This is a genomic window from Arthrobacter sp. ISL-30 (assembly GCF_018613855.1).
GTDB lineage: Bacteria > Actinomycetota > Actinomycetes > Actinomycetales > Micrococcaceae > Arthrobacter.
The window spans coordinates 66,192-90,139 of record NZ_JAGGPK010000009.1 but is presented as its reverse complement, the minus strand read 5'-3'; the positions used below and the strand labels follow the sequence as shown (position 1 = coordinate 90,139).

24 protein-coding genes are annotated in these 23,948 nt (G+C 62.8%); 12 read left to right on the top strand and 12 right to left on the bottom strand.

Annotated elements, in window-relative coordinates; translation table 11 throughout:
• Positions 1 to 15 precede the first annotated feature (15 nt).
• The 3 genes from J7E82_RS03270 to J7E82_RS03260 all read left to right on the top strand — a co-directional run bounded on the left by J7E82_RS03270 (position 16) and on the right by J7E82_RS03260 (position 2,905).
• Entirely contained in the window at positions 16 to 1,215 is a 1,200-nt protein-coding gene (locus tag J7E82_RS03270; RefSeq protein ID WP_214860337.1) for an allantoate amidohydrolase, read from the top strand.
• A complete protein-coding gene (locus J7E82_RS03265) occupies positions 1,212 to 2,558 on the top strand; it encodes a formimidoylglutamate deiminase (protein WP_214860335.1) in 1,347 nt (448 codons plus the stop codon). The genes J7E82_RS03270 and J7E82_RS03265 overlap by 4 nt, the downstream gene beginning before the upstream one ends.
• A gap of 83 nt (positions 2,559 to 2,641) precedes the next feature.
• Entirely contained in the window at positions 2,642 to 2,905 is a 264-nt protein-coding gene (locus J7E82_RS03260; RefSeq protein ID WP_214860333.1) for a hypothetical protein, read from the top strand.
• A gap of 57 nt (positions 2,906 to 2,962) precedes the next feature.
• Here the strand turns inward: J7E82_RS03260 and J7E82_RS03255 are convergent, their stop codons facing one another.
• Positions 2,963 to 3,169, bottom strand: coding sequence for an ArsR family transcriptional regulator (locus tag J7E82_RS03255; RefSeq protein ID WP_214860517.1), 207 nt, complete (start codon positions 3,167 to 3,169; stop codon positions 2,963 to 2,965).
• Between the two features lie 170 nt (positions 3,170 to 3,339).
• Here J7E82_RS03255 and J7E82_RS03250 point away from each other — a divergent pair, with 170 nt between their 5' ends.
• Positions 3,340 to 5,088, top strand: coding sequence for an ABC transporter ATP-binding protein (locus J7E82_RS03250; RefSeq protein WP_214860332.1), 1,749 nt, complete (start codon positions 3,340 to 3,342; stop codon positions 5,086 to 5,088).
• Positions 5,085 to 7,067, top strand: coding sequence for an ABC transporter ATP-binding protein (locus J7E82_RS03245; protein WP_285289691.1), 1,983 nt, complete (start codon positions 5,085 to 5,087; stop codon positions 7,065 to 7,067). The genes J7E82_RS03250 and J7E82_RS03245 overlap by 4 nt, the downstream gene beginning before the upstream one ends.
• An 81-nt stretch (positions 7,068 to 7,148) precedes the next feature.
• On the opposite strand, the gene J7E82_RS03240 is transcribed toward J7E82_RS03245, so the two are convergent.
• Positions 7,149 to 7,364 (bottom strand): hypothetical protein, encoded by a 216-nt coding sequence (locus J7E82_RS03240; RefSeq protein WP_214860331.1) that lies wholly within the window; start codon positions 7,362 to 7,364, stop codon positions 7,149 to 7,151.
• Between the two features lie 364 nt (positions 7,365 to 7,728).
• Here J7E82_RS03240 and J7E82_RS03235 point away from each other — a divergent pair, with 364 nt between their 5' ends.
• Both J7E82_RS03235 and J7E82_RS03230 read left to right on the top strand, forming a co-directional pair.
• On the top strand, positions 7,729 to 8,070 hold the full coding sequence (locus tag J7E82_RS03235; RefSeq protein ID WP_214860330.1) for a helix-turn-helix transcriptional regulator: 342 nt from the start codon (positions 7,729 to 7,731) through the stop codon (positions 8,068 to 8,070).
• A gap of 18 nt (positions 8,071 to 8,088) precedes the next feature.
• Positions 8,089 to 8,586 (top strand): SRPBCC domain-containing protein, encoded by a 498-nt coding sequence (locus tag J7E82_RS03230; protein WP_214860323.1) that lies wholly within the window; start codon positions 8,089 to 8,091, stop codon positions 8,584 to 8,586.
• A 115-nt stretch (positions 8,587 to 8,701) separates the two neighbouring features.
• On the opposite strand, the gene J7E82_RS03225 is transcribed toward J7E82_RS03230, so the two are convergent.
• Positions 8,702 to 9,550, bottom strand: coding sequence for a matrixin family metalloprotease (locus J7E82_RS03225; protein ID WP_214860321.1), 849 nt, complete (start codon positions 9,548 to 9,550; stop codon positions 8,702 to 8,704).
• 356 nt (positions 9,551 to 9,906) lie between these two features.
• On the opposite strand from J7E82_RS03225, the gene J7E82_RS20960 reads away from it, so the two are divergent.
• Positions 9,907 to 10,257, top strand: a complete 351-nt coding sequence (locus tag J7E82_RS20960) for a thermonuclease family protein (RefSeq protein WP_214860319.1) — start codon at positions 9,907 to 9,909, stop codon at positions 10,255 to 10,257.
• A gap of 108 nt (positions 10,258 to 10,365) precedes the next feature.
• On the opposite strand, the gene J7E82_RS03215 is transcribed toward J7E82_RS20960, so the two are convergent.
• Both J7E82_RS03215 and J7E82_RS03210 read right to left on the bottom strand, forming a co-directional pair.
• A complete protein-coding gene (locus tag J7E82_RS03215; protein WP_214860317.1) occupies positions 10,366 to 10,758 on the bottom strand; it encodes a GntR family transcriptional regulator in 393 nt (130 codons plus the stop codon).
• A gap of 47 nt (positions 10,759 to 10,805) precedes the next feature.
• A complete protein-coding gene (locus tag J7E82_RS03210; RefSeq protein WP_374223580.1) occupies positions 10,806 to 11,507 on the bottom strand; it encodes an NADPH-dependent F420 reductase in 702 nt (233 codons plus the stop codon).
• Positions 11,508 to 11,526: 19 nt separating this feature from the next.
• On the opposite strand from J7E82_RS03210, the gene J7E82_RS03205 reads away from it, so the two are divergent.
• Positions 11,527 to 11,850 (top strand): putative quinol monooxygenase, encoded by a 324-nt coding sequence (locus J7E82_RS03205; RefSeq protein ID WP_214860313.1) that lies wholly within the window; start codon positions 11,527 to 11,529, stop codon positions 11,848 to 11,850.
• A 51-nt stretch (positions 11,851 to 11,901) separates the two neighbouring features.
• On the top strand, positions 11,902 to 12,141 hold the full coding sequence (locus tag J7E82_RS03200; RefSeq protein ID WP_214860311.1) for a hypothetical protein: 240 nt from the start codon (positions 11,902 to 11,904) through the stop codon (positions 12,139 to 12,141).
• A 3-nt stretch (positions 12,142 to 12,144) separates the two neighbouring features.
• Here J7E82_RS03200 and J7E82_RS03195 read toward each other — a convergent pair whose 3' ends face one another.
• From J7E82_RS03195 to J7E82_RS03175, 5 genes are all read right to left on the bottom strand, one after another.
• Positions 12,145 to 13,494, bottom strand: coding sequence for an ammonium transporter (locus J7E82_RS03195; RefSeq protein ID WP_214860310.1), 1,350 nt, complete (start codon positions 13,492 to 13,494; stop codon positions 12,145 to 12,147).
• A 289-nt stretch (positions 13,495 to 13,783) separates the two neighbouring features.
• Positions 13,784 to 14,182: a hypothetical protein gene (locus tag J7E82_RS03190; RefSeq protein ID WP_214860302.1), complete on the bottom strand. Its 399-nt coding sequence runs from the start codon at positions 14,180 to 14,182 to the stop codon at positions 13,784 to 13,786.
• Positions 14,183 to 14,379: 197 nt separating this feature from the next.
• Positions 14,380 to 14,598: a hypothetical protein gene (locus tag J7E82_RS03185; RefSeq protein ID WP_214860300.1), complete on the bottom strand. Its 219-nt coding sequence runs from the start codon at positions 14,596 to 14,598 to the stop codon at positions 14,380 to 14,382.
• A gap of 125 nt (positions 14,599 to 14,723) precedes the next feature.
• Complete coding sequence (locus J7E82_RS03180) at positions 14,724 to 16,664, bottom strand: hypothetical protein (RefSeq protein WP_214860298.1); 1,941 nt, start codon at positions 16,662 to 16,664, stop codon at positions 14,724 to 14,726.
• A gap of 416 nt (positions 16,665 to 17,080) precedes the next feature.
• Positions 17,081 to 19,261, bottom strand: a complete 2,181-nt coding sequence (locus tag J7E82_RS03175) for a transglycosylase domain-containing protein (RefSeq protein ID WP_214860296.1) — start codon at positions 19,259 to 19,261, stop codon at positions 17,081 to 17,083.
• A gap of 139 nt (positions 19,262 to 19,400) precedes the next feature.
• Between J7E82_RS03175 and J7E82_RS03170 the strand changes: the two genes are divergently transcribed.
• Positions 19,401 to 20,273: a hypothetical protein gene (locus J7E82_RS03170; protein ID WP_214860294.1), complete on the top strand. Its 873-nt coding sequence runs from the start codon at positions 19,401 to 19,403 to the stop codon at positions 20,271 to 20,273.
• 20 nt (positions 20,274 to 20,293) lie between these two features.
• Entirely contained in the window at positions 20,294 to 21,022 is a 729-nt protein-coding gene (locus tag J7E82_RS03165; RefSeq protein ID WP_214860292.1) for a glutamine amidotransferase, read from the top strand.
• A 36-nt stretch (positions 21,023 to 21,058) separates the two neighbouring features.
• On the opposite strand, the gene J7E82_RS03160 is transcribed toward J7E82_RS03165, so the two are convergent.
• Both J7E82_RS03160 and J7E82_RS03155 read right to left on the bottom strand, forming a co-directional pair.
• On the bottom strand, positions 21,059 to 21,667 hold the full coding sequence (locus J7E82_RS03160; RefSeq protein ID WP_251041371.1) for a DUF305 domain-containing protein: 609 nt from the start codon (positions 21,665 to 21,667) through the stop codon (positions 21,059 to 21,061).
• 68 nt (positions 21,668 to 21,735) lie between these two features.
• A complete protein-coding gene (locus tag J7E82_RS03155) occupies positions 21,736 to 23,874 on the bottom strand; it encodes a copper-translocating P-type ATPase (RefSeq protein WP_214860288.1) in 2,139 nt (712 codons plus the stop codon).
• Between the last annotated feature and the right edge of the window lie 74 nt (positions 23,875 to 23,948).

Sequence of the window (23,948 nt, the reverse complement as noted above, 5' to 3'; positions counted from 1 at the left end):
CAATCGGAGGTCCATGTGGAAACCGTCACCCAGCTGCTTCACTCAATCCAGGACGTCGGCAGCGACGTCGTTCGCGGAGGCTATTCCCGTCCCGTCTACTCCACCGCTGAACTGGACCTGAGGAGTTGGTTCATTGACCAGGCACGTCAGCGGGGCCTCGACGTCGAAACCGACCGCAACGGGATCATCTGGGCCTGGTGGGGAAAGCCCCAGGACGGCGCGCTGGTCACGGGAAGCCATCTCGATTCCGTCCCTGGGGGAGGGGCTTTCGATGGTCCCCTTGGCGTCGCTTCCGCACTGGCCGCCGTCGACCTCCTTAAGGCCCGCGGGACTGTTCCCGGGCGTTCCCTGGCAATCACCGTATTTCCCGAGGAGGAAGGTTCCCGTTTCGGTGTGGCCTGCCTGGGATCACGGCTCCTCACCGGCGCCATTGAGGTCAATAAGGCATTGAACCTGCACGACGCCGACGGCAACACCTTTGCCGACGTGGCCCGCTCCAACGGCCTCGACCCCCGCCATGTCGGCCCGGACCAGGAGGCGCTGGCGCGGATCGGGGAGTTCGTGGAATTGCATGTGGAGCAAGGAAAGGGGCTCGGGGCGGACGGCCCGGCCATCGCGGTGGGCAGTTCCATCCTGGGTCACGGCCGATGGAAGCTGAGCATCCACGGTCAGGGCAACCACGCAGGAACCACACTCATGGCTGACCGTGCTGACCCTATGGTTGCTGCCGCCCAGATTATTGTGGCCGTTCGCGACGCCGCCGCTCGGGAGCCGGACGCACGCGCCACCGTGGGCCGCCTGATCCCCGTCCCCGGCGGCACCAATGTCATTGCTTCCCGCGTAGACCTCTGGCTTGATGCCCGCCACCCCGACGACGCCGTAACAGCCCGGCTGATCGAGGCAATCTATGCGGCCGCCCGGGAGATCGCGACGAGGGAAGGATGCTCGGTGTCCCTGACAGAGGAGTCTTACAGCGACACCGTGCATTTTGATCCCGACCTGAGTCGACGGATCAGCGGGATCCTGCCGGGCGCGCCCGTGCTGGCCACCGGTGCCGGCCACGATGCCGGAGTCCTGGCAGGCTACGTGCCTTCCGCCATGCTGTTCGTCCGCAATCCGAGCGGAATCTCGCATTCTCCCGAAGAGTATGTGGCCGATGAGGACGCCGACGCCGGTGCCGTTGCCCTCGCTGACGTCCTGGAGGGCCTGCTGTGAGCGGCATCTGGTGCGAGGCAGCATGGGTAGAGGCCGACGGCATTCCCACGGTCGCCAGCGGAGTGAGGCTGGCCCTTCAGGAAGGACGGATTGTCGGCGTTTCTTCCGGCGTCAGTCCCGAACCGGGCGACGAGATGCTGAATGGTGTTGTTTTCCCCGCAGCCGCCAACGCCCACTCCCATGCCTTCCACCGGATCCTGCGCGGCCGCACCCACGACGGGCGCGGCGACTTCTGGGTGTGGCGGGAGCAGATGTATCGGAGCGCCGGCGAACTGACGCCGGAAAAATACGAAAAGCTGGCCACCGCGGTCTTTGCGGAAATGGTGGTGGCCGGCTTCAGCAGCGTGGCCGAATTCCACTATGTCCACCACCAGCTGGACGGCACGCCTTATCCGGAACCGCATGCGATGGAACTGGCGCTCGCCCGTGCGGCAATGTCCGCCGGCATCAGGCTGACCCTCCTCGACACCCTGTACCTGGCTGGCGGCATCGGGGCGCCCCTCAGCCCGGAACAGGCGAGGTTCGGCGACGCCGACGCGCAGGCCTGGCTGGACAGGCTGAGCTCGCTTCGGGCCGAGATAGCCCGGGCTTTTCCCCCGGAGTTGATCAGTGTGGGAGCAGCGTTGCATTCCGTCCGAGGCGTTCCCGAACCGGATCTCAAAACCGTCGCCGAACAGTTGCCCACGGACATTCCCCTTCATATCCATCTGAGCGAGCAGCCTGCCGAAAACGAGGCCTGCCTTCAGGTGTACGGCGTCACTCCGGCCGCGCTGCTGGAGCGGCACGGCTTGCTGACCCGGCGCCTTTCTGCGGTCCATGCCACGCACCTCACGCCCGACGACATTCGGCTGCTGGGGGAGGCGGAGTCGACGGTGGTGATGTGCCCGAGCACTGAGGCGGACCTCGCCGACGGGATTGGCCCGGCCCGGGCATTGTCCGACGCCGGTGCGACCATTGCGCTGGGCACGGACCAGCACGCCGTGATCGATCCCTGGATCGAGATGCGCACTTTGGAACATGGCGAGCGGCTGGGGTCCGGCCAGCGGGGAAGATTCTCCCCGCTGGAACTGCTGGCCGCTGCGACAACCGGCGCCACCGCTGCCATGGGGACACCGATCCCGCCGGGGGCCCTCCGTCCGGGGGCGGTCTGCGACCTCATGGCCGTCGCCCCGGATTCCGCCCGCACGGCCGGGTCCCTGCCCCAGCAGTTCGCGTTCAGCGCGACGGCAAGCGACGTGACCGCCGTCGTCATTGCAGGTGAACTAGTGGCGTCCGACGGCGTCCACCGGCGCCTTGGGGCGCCGGGCAGCCTTCTCACGAACGCACTGAAAGAGTTTTCCTAGGGTCGGACCCTGGCGTCGAGGAGTGAGATCTCGGCCTTTCATCACGCCAATACGCCGAGATCCCACTTCCTCGCCGTGCCTCAATGTTCGTCGTAGTGGCCTTGGTGCGCGGCGTGGCGATGCCCATCGTGCAGGTAGTCCAGGTGATCGCCGTGCTGGACTGTCTCATGCGTGCAGTCGGGACCGCCGTGTTGGTGCTCCAGCAGGGTGTGCTCAGCGGGGTCGTCATGTTCGTCGTAGTGGCCGTCATGCTCGGCGTGGCGGTGGCCATCATGGAGGTAGTCCAGGTGGTCGCCGTGCTGGACTGTGTCATGGGTACAGTCGGGACCGCCGTGTTGGTGCTCTGAGAGGCTGTGCTCGGCATGAATTTCGTGGGTGGTCATTTCGTCTCCCTGAGGGGCTGATCAGGCAGGAGCCGCGGGCTTGGGCTCCTCCTGCGTGTGGGATATCGCATCGCAGATAACGTGGTGGGTGAGGATCAACGGCCGGGACAATCCGGTGAATGCCACCAGGTTGCTCACCCTCGACGGCCCGCCGGACAGAACACTTAGGATCCGCAAGCGGGAGGGAGCTGGCAGCGCAGAGAACAACTCCCAGGCATTCCGGAGCATGCTGCCATCGACAATCACGTCAAAATTCAAGCACGTATGCCTGCGTCTGGGTAGCAGATCTCACACCTCGGCACGGGCGGGCACGTCCACTTGACAGGGAATCTCCCCTAGTTGCCTCCAGCAACGGGTCGTAAACTGGCCTTCGGATCTTCGCCCGAGTGGGAGTCCTCATGCTTTGGAAGCTGCTCGTCCAATACTTGCGTCCGCACCGGCGGCTGCTGGTCGCCGTCGTGATTTTCCAGCTGGCACAGTCCATCGCTTCGCTCTACCTGCCAACCCTCAACGCCGACATCATCGACGAAGGCGTGGCGAAGGGCGACACCGGCTATATCCTGGGCCTCGGCAGCATCATGCTGATCATCACGCTGGTGCAAATCGCCTGCGCGGTCACAGCCGTGTATTTCGGCGCGAAGGCGGCCATGGGTACAGGCCGGGACCTGCGCGAAGCGATCTTCACGCATGTGGGCGAGTTCTCGGAGCAGGAAGTCACGCGCTTCGGCGCGCCGTCGCTGATCACCCGCTCCACGAATGACGTCCAGCAGGTCCAGCAACTGGTCCTGATGGGCTGCACCATGATGGTCGCCGCCCCCATGCTCAGCATCGGCGGCGTGGTCATGGCCATCCAGCAGGACGTCCAGCTGTCCTGGCTGATTGCGGTCTGCGTCCCCGTGCTGCTGGTCGGCGTCGGGCTGATCGTCACCCGGATGGTGCCCCTGTTCCGCCTGATGCAGACCCGCATTGACGCCGTCAACCGGGTGCTGCGCGAACAGCTCACCGGCATCCGCGTCGTTCGGGCGTTCGTCCGCGAGGATCTGGAAACGGCTAGATTCAGGACGGCGAACGACGACGTCACGGACACCGCGCTGCGCGCCGGACGCCTCATGGCGCTCATGTTCCCGGTGGTCATGCTGGTGCTCAACGGCTCCAGCGTGGCCGTCATCTGGTTCGGCGCCTTCCGCATCCAGGACGGCTCCATGCAGGTGGGCACGCTGATCGCCTTCCTCAGCTACCTCATGCAGATCCTGATGGCGGTCATGATGGCCACGTTCATGGCTGTGATGATCCCGCGCGCTTCCGTGTCCGCCGACCGGATCGGCGAGGTCCTGGAGACTGAATCCAGCGTGCGGCCGCCGTCGCATGCTGTCATGCGGGCCACCGGCAGGGCGAACGGCAGGCGGGGTGAACTGGAATTGCGCGACGTCGGATTCGCCTACCCGGGTGCGGAGCAGCCCGTCCTGAGCGGCATCAGCTTCACGGCGAGGCCGGGGCAAACGACGGCGATCGTCGGCAGCACGGGCTCAGGCAAGACGACCCTGGTGAACCTTCTGCCAAGGCTCTTCGACGCCACAACCGGCTCGGTGAGGATCGACGACGTCGACGTCAGGGAACTCCACCCGGACCTGCTGTGGGGGCACATCGGGCTGGTCCCGCAGAAGCCCTACCTGTTTTCCGGGACAGTGCGCAGCAACCTGCTCTACGGAAAGCCGGACGCCACGGAGGGAGAGCTGTGGCGGGCCCTGGCCACGGCGCAGGCGCGGGACTTCGTGGAGGAAATGGAGGGCGGACTGGATGCGCCCATTTCGCAGGGCGGGACCAACGTCTCGGGCGGCCAACGGCAGCGGCTGGCCATCGCCCGGGCCCTGGTGAAACGGCCCGAGCTCTATATCTTCGACGATTCCTTCTCCTCCCTGGACACGGCAACCGATGCCCGGCTGCGTCGCGCCCTCAAGCGCGACACCGCCGGCGCTACCCTCATCATCATCGCCCAGCGGGTGTCCAGCATCGCCGACGCCGACCAGATCCTGGTGCTTGAGGACGGACGCATCGCAGCCAGCGGCACGCACGACGAGCTGCTGGAGTCCTCCGAGACGTACCAGGAGATCGTGTCATCGCAACTGGCGGCGGAGGAGGCGGTATGAGCGGCAGTGGTCCAGGGACCGCCACAGCGATGAACCGGCCGCCCAGGCCGCCAATGGGACCCGGCCGCGGAGGGCCGTTTGCCGGGATGAACATTCCTGCCGAAAAGGCGACGAACTTCAGCGCTTCCGCCCGGAGGCTGCTGGGCACCCTGCACCCGGAGCGGCTGTGGCTCACGCTGGTGGTCGCGCTCGCCATCGCCAGCGTGGCGCTGAACGTGCTCGGACCAAGGCTCCTGGGCGAAGGCACCAACCTGATCTTCGCCGGCGTCGTATCCCAGGATCTCCCGGCCGGGGCGAGCAAGGCCGACGTGATCGAGCAGCTCCGTGCGTCCGGCGAGACGGCCAGGGCGGACATGCTCAGCGCGATGAACCTGACCCCAGGGCAGGGGATCGACTTCGCCGCACTGTCCTCCGTTCTGCTGTGGGTCCTGGTGCTGTACGTCCTGGCCTCAGCGTTCGGCTGGGCGCAGGCGTACGTGCTCAACGCCGTCGTGCAGCGCACCGTACACCGGCTGCGCGAGCGGATCGAAGCGAAAATCCATCGCCTCCCGCTGCGCTACTTCGACTCCATCCAGCGCGGTGAGCTGCTCAGCCGGGTAACGAACGACGTGGACAACATCTCGCAGAGCCTGCAGCAGTCCATTAGCCAGGTGGTGTCCTCACTGCTGACGGTCATCGGCGTCATCATCATGATGTTCTTCCTCTCGCCCGTGCTTGCCCTGATCACCCTGGTCACTGTGCCGCTGACGCTGGTGACTACCGTGCTGATCGCCAAGCGCTCGCAGAAACTCTTCGTTGCGCAGTGGAAGCACACCGGCGAACTGAACGGCCAGATCGAGGAAACCTACACGGGGCATGCCCTGGTGAAGGTCTTCGGACGCCAGCAGGAAGTGGGCCAGCGCTTCCGGGAGAAGAACGCCGAGCTCTTCAACGCGAGTTTCGGGGCGCAGTTCATCAGCGGCCTCATCATGCCCGCCATGACGTTCATCGGGAACCTCGTTTATGTGGGGATCGCCGTCGTGGGCGGACTGCAGGTGGCCTCCGGGGCGATGCAGCTGGGCGACGTCCAGGCCTTCATCCAGTACTCGCGGCAGTTCACCATGCCGCTGGCCCAGCTGGGATCAATGGCCAACATGCTGCAATCCGGAGTCGCCTCCGCCGAGCGGGTGTTCGCACTCCTGGACACCGAGGAGGAAAGCCCCGAGCCCGAGCCTGCCGAATCTCCCGAAGAGGTGCGGGGGCGGCTGGTGTTCGAGGACATTTCCTTCCGCTACTCGCCGGACAAGCCACTCATTTCGGATTTGAGCCTCGTCGCAGAGCCGGGCCAGACCGTGGCGATTGTGGGTCCCACCGGCGCCGGGAAGACCACGCTCGTGAACCTCATGATGCGCTTCTATGAGCTGGATAAGGGACGGATAACGCTCGACGGCGTTGACGTCGCCTCCATGACGCGGCGGGAGCTGCGCTCGCGGATGGGCATGGTCCTGCAGGATACGTGGCTGTTCGGCGGGACAATCCGGGACAACATCGCCTACGGCCGGCCCGATGCTTCCGAGGAGGAAATCCAGGAGGCGGCGCGCGCCACGTATGTGGACCGGTTCGTGCGTTCCCTCCCGGAGGGCTACGACACAGTGCTCGACGACGAAGGCGGGAACGTCAGCGCGGGGGAGAAACAGCTGCTCACCATCGCCAGGGCATTCCTGTCCCGGCCTTCAGTCCTGATCCTGGATGAGGCGACGAGCTCCGTGGATACCCGGACTGAGGTGCTGGTGCAGAAGGCAATGAGCGCCCTCCGCTCGGATCGGACCAGCTTCGTGATCGCGCACCGGCTCTCCACCATCCGCGACGCCGACCTCATCCTGGTGATGGAATCCGGCCGCATCGTGGAGCAGGGGACGCATGCAGAGTTGCTGGCAGGTGGCGGGGCGTATGCGGCACTGTACGAGGCGCAGTTTGCGGCGCCGGCGGCGGAGGCTTAGCTGCGGAGGCTTAACTGGGGACGAGGCTTAACGACGGACGACGGCGGGAGGAGTGCCTCCCGCCGCCGTCCCCTGCCGTTTCTAGTTCCGGGTAGCTTCCTCGAAGGTCGGAGCCTTCTGGGCCGCGGGATTCAGGCTGACGGTAAAGGTGTTGGGTCCGCTGCAGGTGACCGCGATGCTGCTCTTGGAGGTGTTGTGGCGTGCTGAAAGGTCGTTCACCAGCGCTTCTAGCGTATGGTCCCTGGTGGAGCGGTCCCATAGTTTCAGCGTTACGGAGTCGGCAGTTTCAAACGTCATTGTTCAGTGCTTCCATTCATGAATTCGTGGAGCAGCTTCGCACCGATGCGGAGCCACGGTATGAGCAATCCATGAACGCCTGAGGCCTTGGGCAGCTCGGCGAGCTCACCGGTTTGGCCTCATTGCGTCCACCAGGATGGGTTTTCAGGGTTGCATCGCTGGGAACTCGCGTTCCCAACCTGCCTTTCCATACTGCACATCGCAAATCTGCAGCCACAAGCGGATTGCCGCATTATGGCCAGTGAGTCTCATCACAACCCTGAAGGGGCTGCGTTTAAAGGGTGCGATCTGCATCACGTTGTCCAGGAAAAAGGCCGCGAGCGCCCATTGACTCGTTTAGGCGTCAGGATTATCCTACAACCAAATGGTTGTAGATCAGTTTAGCGATGCCGAGCTTGATCGCCTGTTCCAGGCGCTCGCCGATGCCACCCGCCGGGACATTGTCCATCGGGTGACCGTCGGTGAGTATTCGGTATCGGGTCTTGCGGCCCTCTACGCCATGAGTTTCGCCGCCGTTCAGAAGCACGTGGCGGTATTGGAACGCGCCTTGCTCGTCACGAAGGAGAAGCGCGGAAGGGAGCAGATCGTGCGGGGAAATCATGAAGGGCTCCAGAAAGCCCGGCGTCTGCTCGAAGAGTACGAGGAGATCTGGCGGCAGCGTGCCGATCGGATCGCCGACATTCTGGCTGAAGAAAATTCTGACTGAAGTAGGAAAGGTATTGCCATGACGGTTGTCAGCACGGTCAAGAACCTTGAGGCGCTGAACCTCACCATCGTCCTCGAGTTCGACGCAAACGTTGAGCGCGTGTGGCAGATTTGGGAGGATCCCCGCCAACTCGAGCGCTGGTGGGGTCCGCCCACCTGGCCCGCCACCTTCAAGGAACACGAGTTCAAGCCCGGCGGACGGGCCACCTACTTCATGACGGGGCCTGACGGTGAGAAGAGCAATGGCTGGTGGCGCTTCACTGCCATTGACGCTCCCCACCACCTTGAGTTCGATGATGGCTTCGCCGATGAGGAAGGCGAGCCGACTGGTGACCTCGGTGCCACCCATGCCATCGTCACCCTTGAGCCCATTGGCGACCGGACCCGAATGACGGTTGTGTCCACCTTCGAGTCCGAAGAGCAGTTCGAGCAGATGCTTGAGATGGGTATGGAAGAAGGTATGAAGGAGGCCGCGGGCCAGATCGACTCCATCCTGGCGGAGCCGGCCCGCACCTGAAGGACATTACCGGAATCAAGACTAAGGACGACGACGGCGGGAAGCTCCCGCCGTCGTCGTTCTTTTCGTGCCACTGGTGTTTAGCTTCGGGACCCGGGAGACTGGGACGCTTCTCCTACAGCCGTGGAGCGCACTCGCCGCTACCCAGCAGCGCCAGTCCTGCGCGGTCGCCGTCGCCAAATTCCGTGATGGCATTGCCATGTTCGTACATCAATTGACTGGAATCGTTGACGTGGTCCAGCCCCACTACGTGCGCCAGCTCGTGCATAATCACGGCCCGCACACGGGCAGGACCTCCCGGCGACTCCATGATTTCCGCCAAAGTAGGCGCATCAAGTTTCACCTGGCCGGCGATGAGGACGAGCGGCTGGCCAGGCATTTGGACATAGCCGCTGCCTCCAAGACCAACAACCTCCCCTTTCAGCCCCGGTACTTCCGTCGGGGTAGACCACGTGATCAGGACCGGCGCCCAGCGCTTCCCGTACAGGTCCGGTAGAAAGGGCTCGCGCTCCTCACTGGGAGCTTCCGAGGTGCTTCCATCGTTGACGAACTGCAGCCCGGTGGCTGCAGAGACTTCAGCCACGGCTTGCCGGATCAGTTCATCGCTGCCCGTGGGCGCGTTGTCCGGGCGAACCACGTAGTGGACGGGACGGCAGGGGTCATAGGCTACGAAGGCCTGGTCGGGATCGGGGGAGGGCTGGAGCGCGTACGCTTGCGAACCTGTACTGACTGGCGGCTGGCCGAGAGGCCGGTCGGCGGCTTCGAATCCAGGAGGAGGAACTGTCGCGTTGGGCAGGTAGGGCAGGGCTGCCGGCAGCACGAACCGCTCGAAGAGGGCAGGGGTGAAGTAGAGGCCGACGAGGAGGGCAACGCCGAGGACCAGAGCAACGGGTCTGGGCCATTGCCGACGCCGGTCAGGCTCCCAACTGGCACGAAGAGGAAGTCCGTCAGGATTTCGATGCAACAGTTCCCCCTTGCTGCGCAATCCATCTAACTGATGGACCTTTCCAGCTTAGGGCAGTCTCGCGACTCCAGGGACGCGGAAATGGTAGCGGGACAGGGGTACGGCCTGGGGACCACCGGATCCGCGCATCCTCGCGCTGTTTCTGTGTCCGCTGGACAAACCCGTGTCGCAGGATGCTCTACAAGCCCAGTTGTTATGGAGACGCCGGATGCCCACCCCACAACTGGGGTTGGTTCCGCACCACCACGTCCCGCGGATGTCACGACGCGGCCGCCGGATGCAGCAGGACCATATCATGTTGGTTCCGTTACCGACGGCGACACGATCAGGTTGTAATCGAAGGGAGGTCCACGCCGGTGCGACTCATCGGGATCGACAGTCCCGAGGTGCGGGATCCACGAACGCCCATGGAGTGCTTCGGCAGGGAGGCATCGGCGCGAGCCACCGAGCTGATGGAATCATCGGAAGTCTGGCTCGAGTACGACGACACCCAAGGACGTCGTGACCGCTATAACCGGCTGTTGGCCTACGTGTGGCTTGACGCCTCCACATTAGTGAACGAAGTCCTGGTCAGCGAGGGCTTTGCGTATGAATACACCCACAACGCACCGTACAAATACCGTGATTCATTCCAGGAAGTTGAGCAGTCAGCGAAGAAAGCCGGCCGCGGCCTATGGCAGGACCCAGCCTGTAGCGCCAGACGGTAGGCAAAGGTCTCATGAGGTGACGGCTTTGGACAGCTAGTTTTCAGGAATACTCAGATGCTCGGCGCACTGGCCCTGCGGATCCCGCTGAGGTGTCAGCGTGAAGAGCCACTACATCCTGCCGAGCAGGGGCTTCATGGAGGCTTCCAGCAGTGCATTGCCGCCCATGGACACGATCTCCGCATGCAGGGCCGTATTCCTGAGGGGGGATCTGCTCATTTCCAGGATCAGCCGGACGTCGAACAATTCGTTCACATCCTTGAGGGTGATCTGTTTGACCGTCGCTGCGCGCCGTGGCGAAGTCACCACGAACCCTTCGGCCTCAAGCTGCTGCAGGGCTTCCCGGACGGGTACGCGGGAAACCGCCAGGAACTCGGAAAGCTCCCGTTCCCTCAGACGTGAGCCAGGCGCATACTCACCGGAAATGATCAGTTGGCGGATGCGGGGCCGTGCGCCCTCTGCCTCGGATCTGGCCGGGGGACAAGGAAATGACCTGAGGACCACCGGATCCGGGTGCCCTCAGGCCATTTCTGCGTCCTCAGGCGGGATCCTCAGATGGTCCGCGGAGCCTTCGCCAGGTTCTCTTCGAGCTCCGCCGCGTTCTGGCGGGCGACGTAGGCCGGACGGTCACGCTCCACGCGCCAGCTCTCGGAGAGCGGCCCGATGTTCACGGTGTCGAAGCCGAACTCGTCGTAAAGCTTCGTGACCAGCTCGGCGGCTTCCGGGTAGTCGCTCGCCGTAGCAAGTGCCCGACGGTTGGGCGTGCCCGCAGGGGTTCCATCCGTCGTGATGTGCTTTGCCATGATGTGGTTGAAGCCCTTGGCTACCTTCGAAGTGGACAGGTGCTTCTGCAACAGTCCCGACGTAGTTTCTTCACCCTTGTCAAGGGCCGGGAAGTGGCCGTCCCGCTCCCAGTAGTAGTTGTTCGTGTCGATCACGATCTTTCCCTCAAGCGGCTGGACGGGGACGTCCTCGAGGGCTTTGAGCGGCACCGTAACGACGGCGAAATCACCCGCCGCTGCCGCCTCGGCCGGAGTGGCAGCACGGGTACTCGGACCGAGTTCCGCTACCAGCTCCGCCAGCGTCTCCGGACCGCGGGAGTTGCTGATCACTACGTCATAGCCCAACTGCACTGCCTTGCGTGCAACCTGGCTTCCAATATGTCCTGCACCAATGATTCCGATTGTTGTCATGTTCGGCCCAACAGCATCTGCGGCACAGTTATTTCTGAAGTTACGCCGCGAGACGCGCATGCTGGTTTAGCGTGGGTCCATGACCTTTGCGAATGTGGGAACCCTCGGCACCAAGCCCGGCCAGCGTGACGCGCTGGTATCCATCCTGCTCCGGCCCTCGCCTGGGCTTCGGGATGCGGGCTGCCTGCTCTATGAAGTGGGCATCAACGACGACGAACCGGACGCAGTATTCATATGCGAACTCTGGGAGTCGCACGAAGCACACCAGGCGTCACTGCAGCTGTCTGAAGTACAGGCAGCCATCCAGGAGGCCAGGCCACTCCTGTCCGGCGAAATGGGAGCAACCCGGTTCACGGTCCTCGGCTCTCCCCTTCAGAACGTTGCGGACAGGCGTCGCCACTAACCATCAGGGCACCATCACGGCCAAAAGTTCACAGCCAGGAAGGGAAGCGCCATGACAGACCCCAGCCACACTCCTGCGGACGCGGGCAACCGCGGTGCCGGCGATCAGGACACCACCGACCAGGACCAGCCCACCCCTGAGACCGGCAAGGCCAGCAACATCCGGGAGGAAAAGCAGACGCATGCCGCCGGGACGGTTCCGGCTGCCTACGTTGGCAGCGGCGATCCGGATGCTGAACGCAAACCCGAGGATGCTGTGGACGAAACCGGCCAGCGGGGCGAGCAGAAGTAGGGCTTACGCGAAGCTGTCTTCCTTCTCGCGCGCCAGTACCTTCTCGCGCGCGGGTTCGACGGCGGTTACCGCAGGTTCGACGGCGGTCACAGCAGGGTGCGCACCAAGGTGTGGAGTGAACCGACCGTCGCTGATGCCCTCGAAATGGTAGGCGGTTTCGGCGTGCTCCGAACGGTCCACGCCCGCCACCTCGTCTTCATGACTGACGCGGAAACCAATGGTCTTGTGGATTGCCACGCCAATCAGGGCAGTACCGAGCCCGGATACGACCACGGCCACCACGACGCCCACTGTCTGGGCAAGCAGCTGCTGAAGCCCGCCGCCATAGAAAAGCCCACCGCCTGCGCCGTCCACCGGCAAGGCAATGAAACCAAGGGCCAGCGTGCCGATGAGGCCGCCGCCTAAGTGCACGCCAACGACGTCGAGCGAGTCATCGAAGTTGAACTTCTGCTTCAGGTCGACGAACACAGCGCAGGCGGCACCCGCCACCAGGCCGAGGCCAGCGGCGGCGAGCGGACTGATGTTCGCACACGACGGCGTAATGGCCACCAAGCCGGCGACCGCACCGGAAGCTGCTCCCAGGGAAGTGGGATGCCCGTGGCGGATCTTTTCAGTCACCAGCCAGCTCAGCATCGCGGCGGCGGGGGTTACGAGGGTGTTGACCCAGATAAGCCCGGCCTGTTCCGCCGTCGTCGCCGCCCCGGCGTTAAAGCCGAACCAGCCAAACCATAGGATTCCGGCGCCGAGCATGATGAAGGGTACGTTGTGCGGGCGGTGGGCCGGGTCCTTGCCAAAGCCGTGCCGGTTGCCAAGGATGAGGACCAGGACAAGCGCGGCGGTTCCGGAAGCGATTTCGACGACGGTGCCGCCGGCGAAGTCAATGACCTGCCCGAAGAGTGCGGTCAGGGCCCCGTCGGCGCTAAGCAGGCCGCCACCCCAAACCATGTACGCCAGCGGACAGTAGACCAGGGTCACCCAGGCCGGAACAAAGGCAGCCCAGGCCGTAAATTTGGCGCGGTCGGCGATGGCACCGCTGATGAGGGCCACGGTGATGATGGCGAAGGTCGCGGCATAGCCTGCCTTGATGAGGTCGGTGCCGGCAACTCCCGCCAGTCGGAAATTGGCGAAGGGATTGCCGAACAGGCCGAGCACGCCCTCACCGCCGGTCATCGAGTAGCCCCACAGAACCCACACAACGCCGACGATTCCCGCGGACGCGAAGCTCATCATGACCATGTTGAGTGCCGCTTTTGCCCGAGTCATGCCTCCATAGAAGAGGCCGAGCCCCGGAGTCATGAGCAGTACGAGCGCGGCCGAAACCATTACCCAGACGTTTCCCGCAGTGAGTTCCACTGGGTGTCCCTTCTCAACAAATTTGCCTTACCGGGGCATATTTGCCTCGGCCCCCAGTCCGCGATCAATATTTCTGGACCTGTGTTTCCGGCAATGGAGTGTTAAGTTGCGGGGAAGTTACAGAAAGCGGCCGCCTATGAAGCGCTGGTGACGGTCATGTTTCGTAGATGTTAACGGGATCTTTTTCGGAGCCATCCTGCAGAATCTTTGCAAGCACGATTACCTTACGAAAGAAGGGAAAGCAGGGGTCGTCCGCAAGAGGGCGAGGTGAGTTTCCGTCAGGCGGAATTCAGGCGGCGGCGGGCGCGGGGGTCAGCCGCGGACCGAGTACTCCGCGAGCCCATTTAAGAAGCTTGGTGCCTTTGCCCGTCCACCAGTTGTCCTCGTCCTTTGCATGGTGCCAGCGGAAGATGAGCATGACCATGACGAAGACTCCGAAGGTGACGTCCGACCACACCATCGATGCTGCATCGACCAGCACATTTACGGCAGTGGCGAGGATCGATGGCAACGCCAGCGTCCTGAACGCTGTGGCCGCAACGTACCTGCGATGGGAGCGCGGCACCGAGAGGGCGCGCACCATGTCAAAACACAGGCAGACAACAACCAGGATCTGGCCGAGGGCCTGGAGGGTGAGGCCAGGCAATGATCCGCCGAAGCCTGCCAGGTGGGCGAGTCCGGAGTTCATGGCCGCGCTCCCAGCCCGTACACAACCTTGATACCTTCGAAAGCTCTTGTTTGTTTCATGGCCTGGTCTGCTTCCCTGAACCTTTTTGCGGTCACCCGGGCCCCGTGGAATGCCCGGGGAGGGCTTAGGCAGAGCTTGCCGCAGCACCATCAAGGGTCGCGGAGGATTTTGCTCAATTTCCGATCAGGTTATGGCCCTTAGCCCCTGCTTGGTACACGGACTATATCCAGTTCGCCAAGGTCCAGCAGTTTGCGACCACCTGTTTGGGCGTCCCTGATCCAAAACAGGCCCATGTCCGGCAGTACATTGGTGACGCGTCCGCGGTGGAATAGCCGGTTGCGGTGCCACGCTTCAATTTCGTCGCCCACCAAAAGTTCCCTGCAATTGCGGACAACGTGCTCTTCGATGAGGGCCATGATCCCGTTCCTTCCGGTAACCTTCCGGGCGCGCCTGCGCCTATGGAATCAGCTTGGACAGCAAAGGTTGCGCACGTGTTTCGGCCTGATAATTTCTTCGTGTCGCAGCCGGGCTTCTCCTCTGCCTACGGATTCCTGAAGATCCAGAGACCGCTGTCGCGATCGCTGCCGAGGATGTACGTCATGCCGTCCTCCCCGACAAACGTCTCCACGCCCCAGAAGTCGTTGCCTTCAGGGTCAAGATAGCCGCCCACCTCTTCAAGTTGGCAGGTGCTCTTGTTTGTGGGGTCAGCGCACCGGATCTGGATTGCACGTAATCCTCCTGAGTAGTACGACAGGTAGGCCAGAGAAGCTTGTTGCGGGTCGACCGCCACCTCGTGAACACTCAGGTCTCCTACGCCGAAGGCGGATCCGGGGTCGTGGGCTTCGGGGATGGCATAGGTGTCCAGCTCCTGCATGCTCCCTGGGTCGAAGAGATGCACATATCCCCAGCCGTCGAATGTGGATCCGACGTCGATCCGTGCCCCTACCGTCCCAATGGTGAGGTTTTCGGGGTAGGTCGCGGAAGCCTGGTCATAAGGCTGCAGATCGAAAAGCTTGTGGAAAGCGTCGTGGGTGGTGCAGATTGCCACGATCTCGTCGACGAAAGCACCCGAACCGCAGAAGGCGGTATCTGCCTCGGTGGCTGGTAGGTGTCGCTGAAGGAACAGCACAGCGTCCCAGCCAGCCAGCACGGCCTCGTGCGCCTTTTCGCCAGGAAAGCAGGCTTCCTCAGTCGCGCTTGGGTCACCCACCGGTCCCCGCTGCAAGGCGAGGATGGTCTCGTCTCCTGGCTGGAGCGTTTCGAGGTATCCGTCAACCTGTTCCGGGCGTGGCAAGGGTGCCGAGTTCGGGCATCCATAGCCGCCATAGACCACAGGACCATCGAGTGTCAGATCCTCGAGGATGGCTGGAGCGTGACCTCCTGAGACGATGGTTGAGGGATATTCACCCTGGAAGTTCCCGCTTGTGATCCGAAGAGCATCAGTCCTATAGGGGTCGAAGTCCTCGTCAGTTCCAATGAAGAACTTGTTGTCAATGGTGAACTCCGCTTGGTGGGCGTTGCCTTCGGGTGTCAGTGAGACCCCGAGCGATTCCCGAAGTTCGGGATCCGCGACGGCAAAGTCTGTGTCGCCCAGGAACTGCGCATTGGCGGGATTTGTGACGTCGAGTAGCACGTAGCCGCCGTCCCAATAGGACAGGAGCATGATGAAGCGGCCATCGATTTCCTTGACCACCATGTCGTGGAGGAACGACTCGGTCAGGCCAAGATCTTCCTGATTGACATTGAAGTCGTTGAGGTCATACTCCGCGACGAGGCGGGGCCGCTGCGGGTTCGTGATGTCGAGTATGTCTACGTCCGGGAATTCGGCGTTGTCCGTCAGCACCACATAGGCGCTGTCTCCGGCGTCCCAGGCGAAAGCGCTATGGATTTCATTGGCGTCCCTGTCGCCTGGTGCCCGGTCGCCGAAATTCTCGGACAGCTTCTTGGGCTGGAGGGGGTCGGTAACGTCCCACAGCGACACGCCGCCCTTGCCGTTCTTTCCACAAAGTTCGTTGTTCACAACAAGCATGTCACCGCTAAAACCGGGTGTGGTGACCTCGATGACCTGCATACCTTCGCCCGGGCGGGTGTCCTGATGGGAGGGGATGAAGCCCACCTGCTTTGCCGAAGTTCCGGCTCCGGCGGTGTCGTTTTCAACGGATGAGATGTCGACGACGTAGACTCCGGCATCCGGGCTTGTCATGCCGCCCGTTTCGGGGCCCGCGCAGTCAGGCTCGCCCCAGTTGGCGAGGAATGCGGTGTTACCGTCCGGGGAAACGGTGACGTCTGCAATTAAGTCGGGCGTATCTGTGAGATCCAAAACGCCAAGGGACTGAATCTTTCCCCATGCACCCTCCCCGAGCAGATGCCCCTCATCCTTGCCGTGCTGGCCGTCGGGGTGGGCGGCCACAGATGTTATTCCGAATGTAGAGAGGGCCAGGGTGCTTACAGCGGCAGTAATGATAATTCCAGGACGCAGCATATTTGCCTCCAGTGAGAATGCAATGATGGCCCAAAGATTAGACCCATGGGCCGATGCTGTCTAGGAATGAAAGCAGATAATCCACTGTGGTTCTGGTTTTTGCAAAATTAAGTGGCTAATGCCGCTCAGTTACCGTTATGCCCGTCCTGCAGGCCCGGCATAGGTTTGCCGCATGTCGTAGATAAACCAAGGTCCTTGTGTTCTCATAGCGTGTTCTAGCAGGCTTGGCTTGATTTTGACTTCAATTGACAAAGAAGCTCAGGTGTTGTGACTAATGTAGAAAAAGCATGCCATTTTGTGCCTGAAATGGATAAAGACGCTGCAATTTGCTGCGTTTAGCTTCGACAGCGATGAAAGACCAGTCCAGCGGACGGCAGAGTGGCTGTGCCCCGCCCCCTACGTTGTCCTCCACGTCCTCAGTTGCCCGGCGGTGCCGGCGTTGGCGGCGGCGGGTTCTGCCGCATTGACGGCGGCGGGCCAGGGAACGGGGCGGTGGGATACAGCGGGGCCACCTGCGTCATGTAGTTTGCCCACTGGGGACCGGCGATCATGTAGCCGTCCAGGGTCTTGTAGAACTTTCCATTAATGGTGACGTTCTGGCCCGCGCGCTTCTGGCCCTCCAGTGCATCCCCGAAGAAGGAAGCGGTGGAGAGCCCTGTGGTGTAGCCCACCAGCCAGGTTGCGCCGTTGTTGTTGGAGGTACCGGTCTTGGCAGCGACGGGGAACTTGTCATGCGTCTTCGGTTCGATGTAGACGCCTGATCCTTTCTTCAGGACATCCTGAAGCACGGAGTTTACCCCTCGGGCGACGTTCGGCTTGACCGCCTCGCGGCAGGACGTTGTCTGTGCAGGCAGCTTCCTGCCGTTCGCGTCGATCACCTCGGTGATGGCGATAGGCGCACAGTACTTGCCGTCATTGGCAAAGGTTGCGAAGGCGTTGGCCATCACCAGGGGAGCGACGCCGATGGCGCCCAGGATGTTGCCCAACTGGTGCATGTTCACGGGCGCATTGTCCAAGCCACTGTGGAGGCCGACGGCGTCCACCATTCGCTGAATGCCACAGAAGTCCAGCTGGGCAGCAGTCGCGAACGTGGCCGTGTTGATGGAGTTGTACAGCCCGTAGTCGATCGGCATCTTGCGGTAATAGCCCTCGTCATTGTTCTTCAGGTCTTCGGCTGCTCCAAGCCCCGTGTTCATCTCCGCGGTGTTGTAGGCGCCCAGGACCTTGCCACAGCTGGACCTCCAGGGGAAATTCAGCGGATAGGTCCTGCGGGACGCATCCACCTCGCCGTTGATCGGCTTGCCCTCGTTGAGCCACGCCGCAAACGTGAAGGGCTTCATAGTGGAACCGGGCTGGAAGCCCCCGGCCCCGTTGAGGTCAAGCCCATGGATGTCCTTGGAGTCCACGTTGAAGTTCAGCTGGGTATCGAACTTGCCGGGCTCGGGAAGGAACACAGTGTTCTGCGCCATGGCGAGGATCTTGCCTGTACCAGGCTGGATGGTTGCCAGGGCAGCGCCCCACCTGTCGGGATTGGCCCCGGCTGAGGCGTCAACCTGTGCCTGGGCTGCTTCCTGGAGCCGGCTGTCCAGCGTCGTGGTGATTGTCAGTCCGCCCCGATACAACCTTTGCTCGCGTTCCCTCGTATCAGAGCCGTAAAGGGGATCGTTGAGGATCAGGTGCGAGATGTAGTCGCAGAAGTAGACGGCCATCTGCGCGCCGGCGCAGCCTTGCTTGGACGGGTTGACCTTCAGCTCGATCGGGGTGGCGACGGCGGCGTCATGCTCCGCCTGGGTGATCTTGCCCTGGCTGAGCATGTCGTCCAGCACCTGGTTGCGGCGTTTGATTGAGTTGTCCGCATTGAAGACGGGGTCATAGAAGCTGGGGCTGTTCACCATCCCTGCCAACAGCGCCGCCTGGGGCAGTGTCAGTTCCTTGGCGGTGGTACTGAAGTAGTGCCTGGCCGCTGCCTCGATGCCATAGGCATCCCGGTTAAAGAAGACGATGTTGAGGTAGCCCTCAAGGATCTGGTCCTTTGTGAATCTCTTCTCCAACTCCAAGGCGAGCTTCATTTCCCGCAGCTTGTCACCAATAGTCTTCTGGCCGCTGAGGACAATCTCCTCCTCCCTGCCGGACGTTAAGCGGGATTCGTTCAGGACGTTGGTGACGTACTGCTGGGTCAGCGTCGATGCGCCCTGCCTCTCTCCCTCTGTCAGGTTGGTGGTAAGGGCGCGAAGGACGCCCTGGGGGTCCACGCCTTTATGCTCATAGAAGCGGTTGTCCTCAACGGCAATAACCGCGTCCTTCGCGAATTGCGAGATCTGGTCAAGGGGGACCCTGACGCGATTCTCCGCGAAGAACGTCGCAATGGGCTTACCGTCGCCGCTCAGGACTTTGGTGGATTGCGCGGGAGTGTCCACCACCAGCTCAGTGGGCAGGCTGTTGAAGTAAGAAATGGTATTGCTCATGGTGACGCCCGTGGCCGCAACTCCGGGGACCACCAGGCTGGCGGCCAAAATGCCACACAAGACACTCACAAAGAAGAATCCGAGGATCCTGCCTAAGGCCCCGGACAAACCAAACTTTGGCCCGTTTTTCATCGCCTTAAATTCCGGCTAGAAGTTCTAGACGTGCCCCCAGCTTACGCCGGAAACCGCCGCCCTCCGCACCTTGCCAGCGGCACGAAAGACCTTACTCTTTTAATCATAAGCAGGCTTTCCATCCAAAGGAGTGGTTCTGGTGAGGAATGTCCCCATAGTCGTTTTGGCAGCCGCGACAGCCCTGGCTTTGGCATCGTGCACGGGGGGAGGAGGGGCCGGGCAAAGCCCGTCGCCCACCGGCGGTACCACTACCACCACCGCGGCCCAGGACAGGGTCTACACCGAAGACGAACTGCGCGAGCTGGTCTCGGGTATGACCGACGGGGACGGCAACGAACTCAAGCTTTACTCAAAGGACCAGGTGGATCAGGGGAGCCGCATCGCGGGAATTTTGATGAATTCCGCCACGGTCAACCCGGAGGAGTGCAAATCGATCGCGACTGCAGGGCTACTCGACACCGTCGAAAACGGTGAGGTAGCCGTCGCCATTTCCGAGAGCCAGGAACCGAGGACCCTTTCCGCGCAGTCGGGACGCGAAGGCCCTGACGCCGTCGGCCTTATTGAAGACGTGCGCGGAAAGCTAGGCCAATGCGACAGGTTCACGGTTCAGGTTGCCGGCCAGACACACGATGTCACCACTGAGGAACTGCAGGCGCGGACCGACGGCGAGGAGACGTTTGCAACAGTAAGCACTCGCGGCGAGGGCACTGATGACATGCTGATGCAGGTTTCCGCGGCTCAGGGCCGACTCCTGGTCGTGGCCACCAAGAACGGCGCGGACCTGGGCGATTCCGACCGGAACGAACTGGAAGAGCTTGTGGACAAAGTGCTGGCAAAGGCCAACGACGGCGCCACCGGCACGGCGACGAGGACAGCAACCAGCAGCCCCACCCGCACCGGTACTTCGACCAGCACAGTGACCGCTTCGCCAACGGCATCGCCCAGGGCCACCGTGACAGAAACCGTGACCGTGGCGCCGACTGCCACGGCAACAGCTACGACAACGCCTTAATCCTGGGGCACACTTAGCCTGTGAAGCCGTTCCTGCTGCTGGCCTCGCGGGCTGAGGACGCTGCCGCCGACGACGAATACCGCGCCTACCTGCGGTATTGCGGCCTCGAGCCGGATCAGCTGAGACGGATCCGGCTCGAGGCCGCACCCTTGCCCGAGCTCGAACTGGAGGACTATTCGGGCATCATCGTGGGCGGCAGCCCCTACACTTCCAGCGATCCTCCTGAACAAAAGAGCGCTTCCCAGGTGCGGGTGGAGGACGAGCTCGCCGGGCTCCTGGACAGGATTGTGGCGGCGGACTTCCCGTTCTTTGGCGCCTGCTATGGGGTCGGAACGCTGGGACGTCACCAGGGCGCCGTCGTCGACCGGACCTATGGCGAGGACGTTGGAGGAGTGGAAATCCGCCTCACCCCCGACGGCGAACGCGACCCCCTCCTGCGCGGACTGCCCTCACGCTTCACGGCCTTCGTTGGGCATAAGGAGGCCTGCACGGTCCTGCCCTCACACGCGGTCCTGCTTGGAACGTCTGACAAGTGCCCGGTCCAGATGTTCCGGATCAGGAAGAACCTCTACGCCACACAGTTCCATCCGGAACTCGACGCCGATGGCCTCGCCACACGGATCGACATCTACCGCCACGCCGGCTACTTTCCGCCGGGCTCCGCAGAGGAGCTCCTTGCATCTGCCAGGCAGCAGACCGTTACCCAACCTATGAAGCTCCTGAGAAACTTCGTCGAGGTGTATGGTTAGCCCGGGCGAACGTAAGAGAGGGCAGGAGACTGATCGTCAGAGGCTTCCCAGGAGGGTTCGCATTTCCTGGATTTCGGCTTCCTGGGCGGTCACGATGTCCTTGCTGAGCTTGACGGCATCGGGGTGCTTACCTTCGGCCATCTCCGTCTTCGCCATCACGATTGCGCCCTCATGATGGGCGATCATCTGGGTGAGGAAGAGCCTGGCGGCTTCGGTACCTTGGGCGGCGTCGAGCTTCGCCAGGTCCTCTTCACTCATCATTCCTGCCATGCCGTGGCCGCCCGAGGCCATGTGCGTTGGCTCGTTCCAGCTCTTGAGCCAGCCCGTCATTTGCTCGATCTCCGGCGCCTGGGCGCCCTTGATCCTGGTGGCAAGCGAGGCGACAGCGGCAGGGATGTCCTGCTTCTTGAGGACGATATCGCTCATTTCCACTGCCTGGGCGTGGTGCGGGATCATCATCTGTGCGAACATCGTGTCCGCCGCATTGTGATCGGCTGCCGCGGGAGGAGCGCTGTTTGAATGCCCCATGTTGCCATGGTCCAGCGTTCCGCTGCCGGAGCCGGAGCCGGGGCCGGGGGCGCAGCCCGAGAGGGCAATAACGGCCGCGACGGCGGCGGTGGATAGGGCCAGAAGCTTCTTGTTCATCAAAATCATTTCCTTCAAATCTATTGGTGCTCGTCCAAAACTGACCCCAAGCCGGCTGGCGTGTCCTGTCACCGAACCTGTGCCGGATTGAGCCGCAGCCTTCGCAGCAGCTGGGCGTTGAGCGCCACCACGATGGTGGAGGCTGACATCAACACCGCACCGGCGGCGGGGGACAGCACGAGCCCCGCAAAGGCGAGGACTCCGGCGGCGAGCGGAATGGCGAGGATGTTGTAGCCCGTGGCCCAGGCAAGGTTCTGCCACATCTTCCGGTAGCTCGCCCTCGACAGGTCCACCATTGACAGGACGGCCCGTGGGTCGTTGCCGGCGAGGACCACGCCTGCCGATTCCACGGCAACGTCCGTTCCCGCGCCAATGGCGATGCCCACTTCGGCCCTCGCCAGTGCCGGAGAGTCGTTGACGCCGTCCCCGACCATGGCTACCTTCAGCCCGCGTTGCTGAAGTTCGGCGACTTTCTCGTCCTTGTCCGCAGGAAGGACTTCGGCGAAGACTTCGTCGATGTCCAATTCAGTCGCCACAGCCTGGGCTACCTGCCTGGCGTCGCCGGTAACCATCGCTACCTTGATGCCACGGCGTTGCAGTGCCGAGACAGCGTCGCGCGATTCGGGACGGATCGCATCCTCCAGGCTGACAGCCCCGACTACCCGGCCGTCGTCGACGACGTGAAGCACCGCCGCGCCCCGGTCCCGCCAAGTCCGGGTGGACTCGGCCAGGGGGGCCGGTTCCTCTGCCCCCAGCTCGCGCAGTAGCGCAGGCCCGCCCACTTGGACAGTCCTGCCCTCCACGGTGGCCCTGACGCCGCGTCCGGTAAATGAGTTGAAGCCGGAAGCTGTGGGAATATCCACGCCCTGCCGCCGCGCGGCTTGAACGATCGCGCGGGCTACGGGGTGCTCGCTGTCGGCTTCCACGGCTGCCGCAAGGGCCAGCAGGCCTTCCCGCTTCACGCCGTCGACGGCGGCCACCTCCTTGAGCTCCGGCTCGCCCTTGGTCAGGGTGCCGGTCTTATCAAAGAGGACGACGTCGACTGTGCGCATGCGTTCCAATGCCATCCGATTCTTGATCAATACGCCTGCCCGGGCAGCCTGTTCCGTGGAGATTGCAATCACCAGTGGGATGGCAAGGCCCAACGCATGGGGGCAGGCGATGACCAGGACGGTGACGGTGCGGGTCACGGCGTCGGGGGTGTTGCCAAGGAGGGTCCAGGCGAGGAAGGTGATGATGCCGGCGGCCGCGGCAAAGTAGAAGAGGAAGGCTGCAGCCCGGTCAGCCAGGGCCTGCGCCTTGGAGGAGGAGGCCTGGGCCTCGGCGACCAGCCGCTGGATACCGGCCAGTGCGGTGTTATCCCCGACGGCGGTGACCTCCACCCTGACGGTGTTGTCAATTGCCACAGTTCCGGCGATGACGGAATCTCCTACTGAACGCGCAACGGTCTTGGACTCGCCGGTGATCATGGATTCATCGAACTCGGCTTGGCCCTCAACAATCCTGCCGTCTGCCGGCATCCGTGCCCCTGAGCGGACGAGGACTACGTCTCCGGTCCGGAGCTCGGCGAGGCTGACGGTTTCGGTCCCTGTGGGCGTGATCCGCTCTGCTTCGTCCGGCAGCAGTGCAGCAAGCGCATCCAGCGCTCCCTGCGCGGAGCCGAGGGCACGCATTTCGATCCAATGGCCCAGGAGCATGATGGCCACCAGCAGGGCAAGCTCCCACCAGAAGTCCAGGGCGAAGCCCCCGATGCCAAGGCTGGTGACCCAGGAGGCCACAAAAGCCACACTGATTGCCATGCCGATCAACAGCATCATTCCCGGCTTGCGCTCCCTGAGTTCCCTCACTCCTCCAACAAGGAACGGCTGGCCCCCATAAACGAAGATCACCGTGCCAAGGACAGGGGGGATCCAAGTGGAACCAGGAAATTCCGGCGGCGCGTAGCCGAGGAGATGGCCGAACATCGGGCTGAAATAGACCACCGGAACGGAGAGCGCCAGGGTGAGCCAGAACCTGTTCTTGAACATTGCCGTGCTGTGCCCCGCATGCTGGCCATGCGCGTGAACTACGTGCTCATCCGAAAGGGCCCGTGGAGGAGGGCCGTGTTGGGCACCGTGGTGGGCAGCCGCGCTGATAGCTTCCACGGGGACGGTCTGGACGTGTCCGGTGTGCCCGTGGTGATGTCCGTGGGATTCATTTCCATTCATGTCAGTTCCTTACGCCAAAAAGGGATTTCGGACTGTTGGGGTTGAACGGCCGTGGAAGCAGATGCACGCACCTG

Excerpts from the sequence above, each read along its gene's own strand:
- J7E82_RS03260 (WP_214860333.1), top strand. The coding sequence starts at position 2,642 with ATGTTCGTCGTAGTGGCCTTGGTGCGCGGCGTGGCGATGCCCATCGTG.
- J7E82_RS03255 (WP_214860517.1), bottom strand. The coding sequence starts at position 3,169 with ATGCTCCGGAATGCCTGGGAGTTGTTCTCTGCGCTGCCAGCTCCCTCC.
- J7E82_RS03250 (WP_214860332.1), top strand. The coding sequence starts at position 3,340 with ATGCTTTGGAAGCTGCTCGTCCAATACTTGCGTCCGCACCGGCGGCTG.
- J7E82_RS03245 (WP_285289691.1), top strand. The coding sequence starts at position 5,085 with ATGAGCGGCAGTGGTCCAGGGACCGCCACAGCGATGAACCGGCCGCCC.
- J7E82_RS03240 (WP_214860331.1), bottom strand. The coding sequence starts at position 7,364 with ATGACGTTTGAAACTGCCGACTCCGTAACGCTGAAACTATGGGACCGC.
- J7E82_RS03235 (WP_214860330.1), top strand. The coding sequence starts at position 7,729 with ATGGTTGTAGATCAGTTTAGCGATGCCGAGCTTGATCGCCTGTTCCAG.
- J7E82_RS03230 (WP_214860323.1), top strand. The coding sequence starts at position 8,089 with ATGACGGTTGTCAGCACGGTCAAGAACCTTGAGGCGCTGAACCTCACC.
- J7E82_RS03210 (WP_374223580.1), bottom strand. The coding sequence starts at position 11,507 with ATGCGCGTCTCGCGGCGTAACTTCAGAAATAACTGTGCCGCAGATGCT.
- J7E82_RS03205 (WP_214860313.1), top strand. The coding sequence starts at position 11,527 with ATGACCTTTGCGAATGTGGGAACCCTCGGCACCAAGCCCGGCCAGCGT.
- J7E82_RS03200 (WP_214860311.1), top strand. The coding sequence starts at position 11,902 with ATGACAGACCCCAGCCACACTCCTGCGGACGCGGGCAACCGCGGTGCC.
- J7E82_RS03190 (WP_214860302.1), bottom strand. The coding sequence starts at position 14,182 with ATGAACTCCGGACTCGCCCACCTGGCAGGCTTCGGCGGATCATTGCCT.
- J7E82_RS03185 (WP_214860300.1), bottom strand. The coding sequence starts at position 14,598 with ATGGCCCTCATCGAAGAGCACGTTGTCCGCAATTGCAGGGAACTTTTG.
- J7E82_RS03180 (WP_214860298.1), bottom strand. The coding sequence starts at position 16,664 with ATGCTGCGTCCTGGAATTATCATTACTGCCGCTGTAAGCACCCTGGCC.
- J7E82_RS03175 (WP_214860296.1), bottom strand. The coding sequence starts at position 19,261 with ATGAAAAACGGGCCAAAGTTTGGTTTGTCCGGGGCCTTAGGCAGGATC.
- J7E82_RS03160 (WP_251041371.1), bottom strand. The coding sequence starts at position 21,667 with ATGAACAAGAAGCTTCTGGCCCTATCCACCGCCGCCGTCGCGGCCGTT.
- J7E82_RS03155 (WP_214860288.1), bottom strand. The coding sequence starts at position 23,874 with ATGAATGGAAATGAATCCCACGGACATCACCACGGGCACACCGGACAC.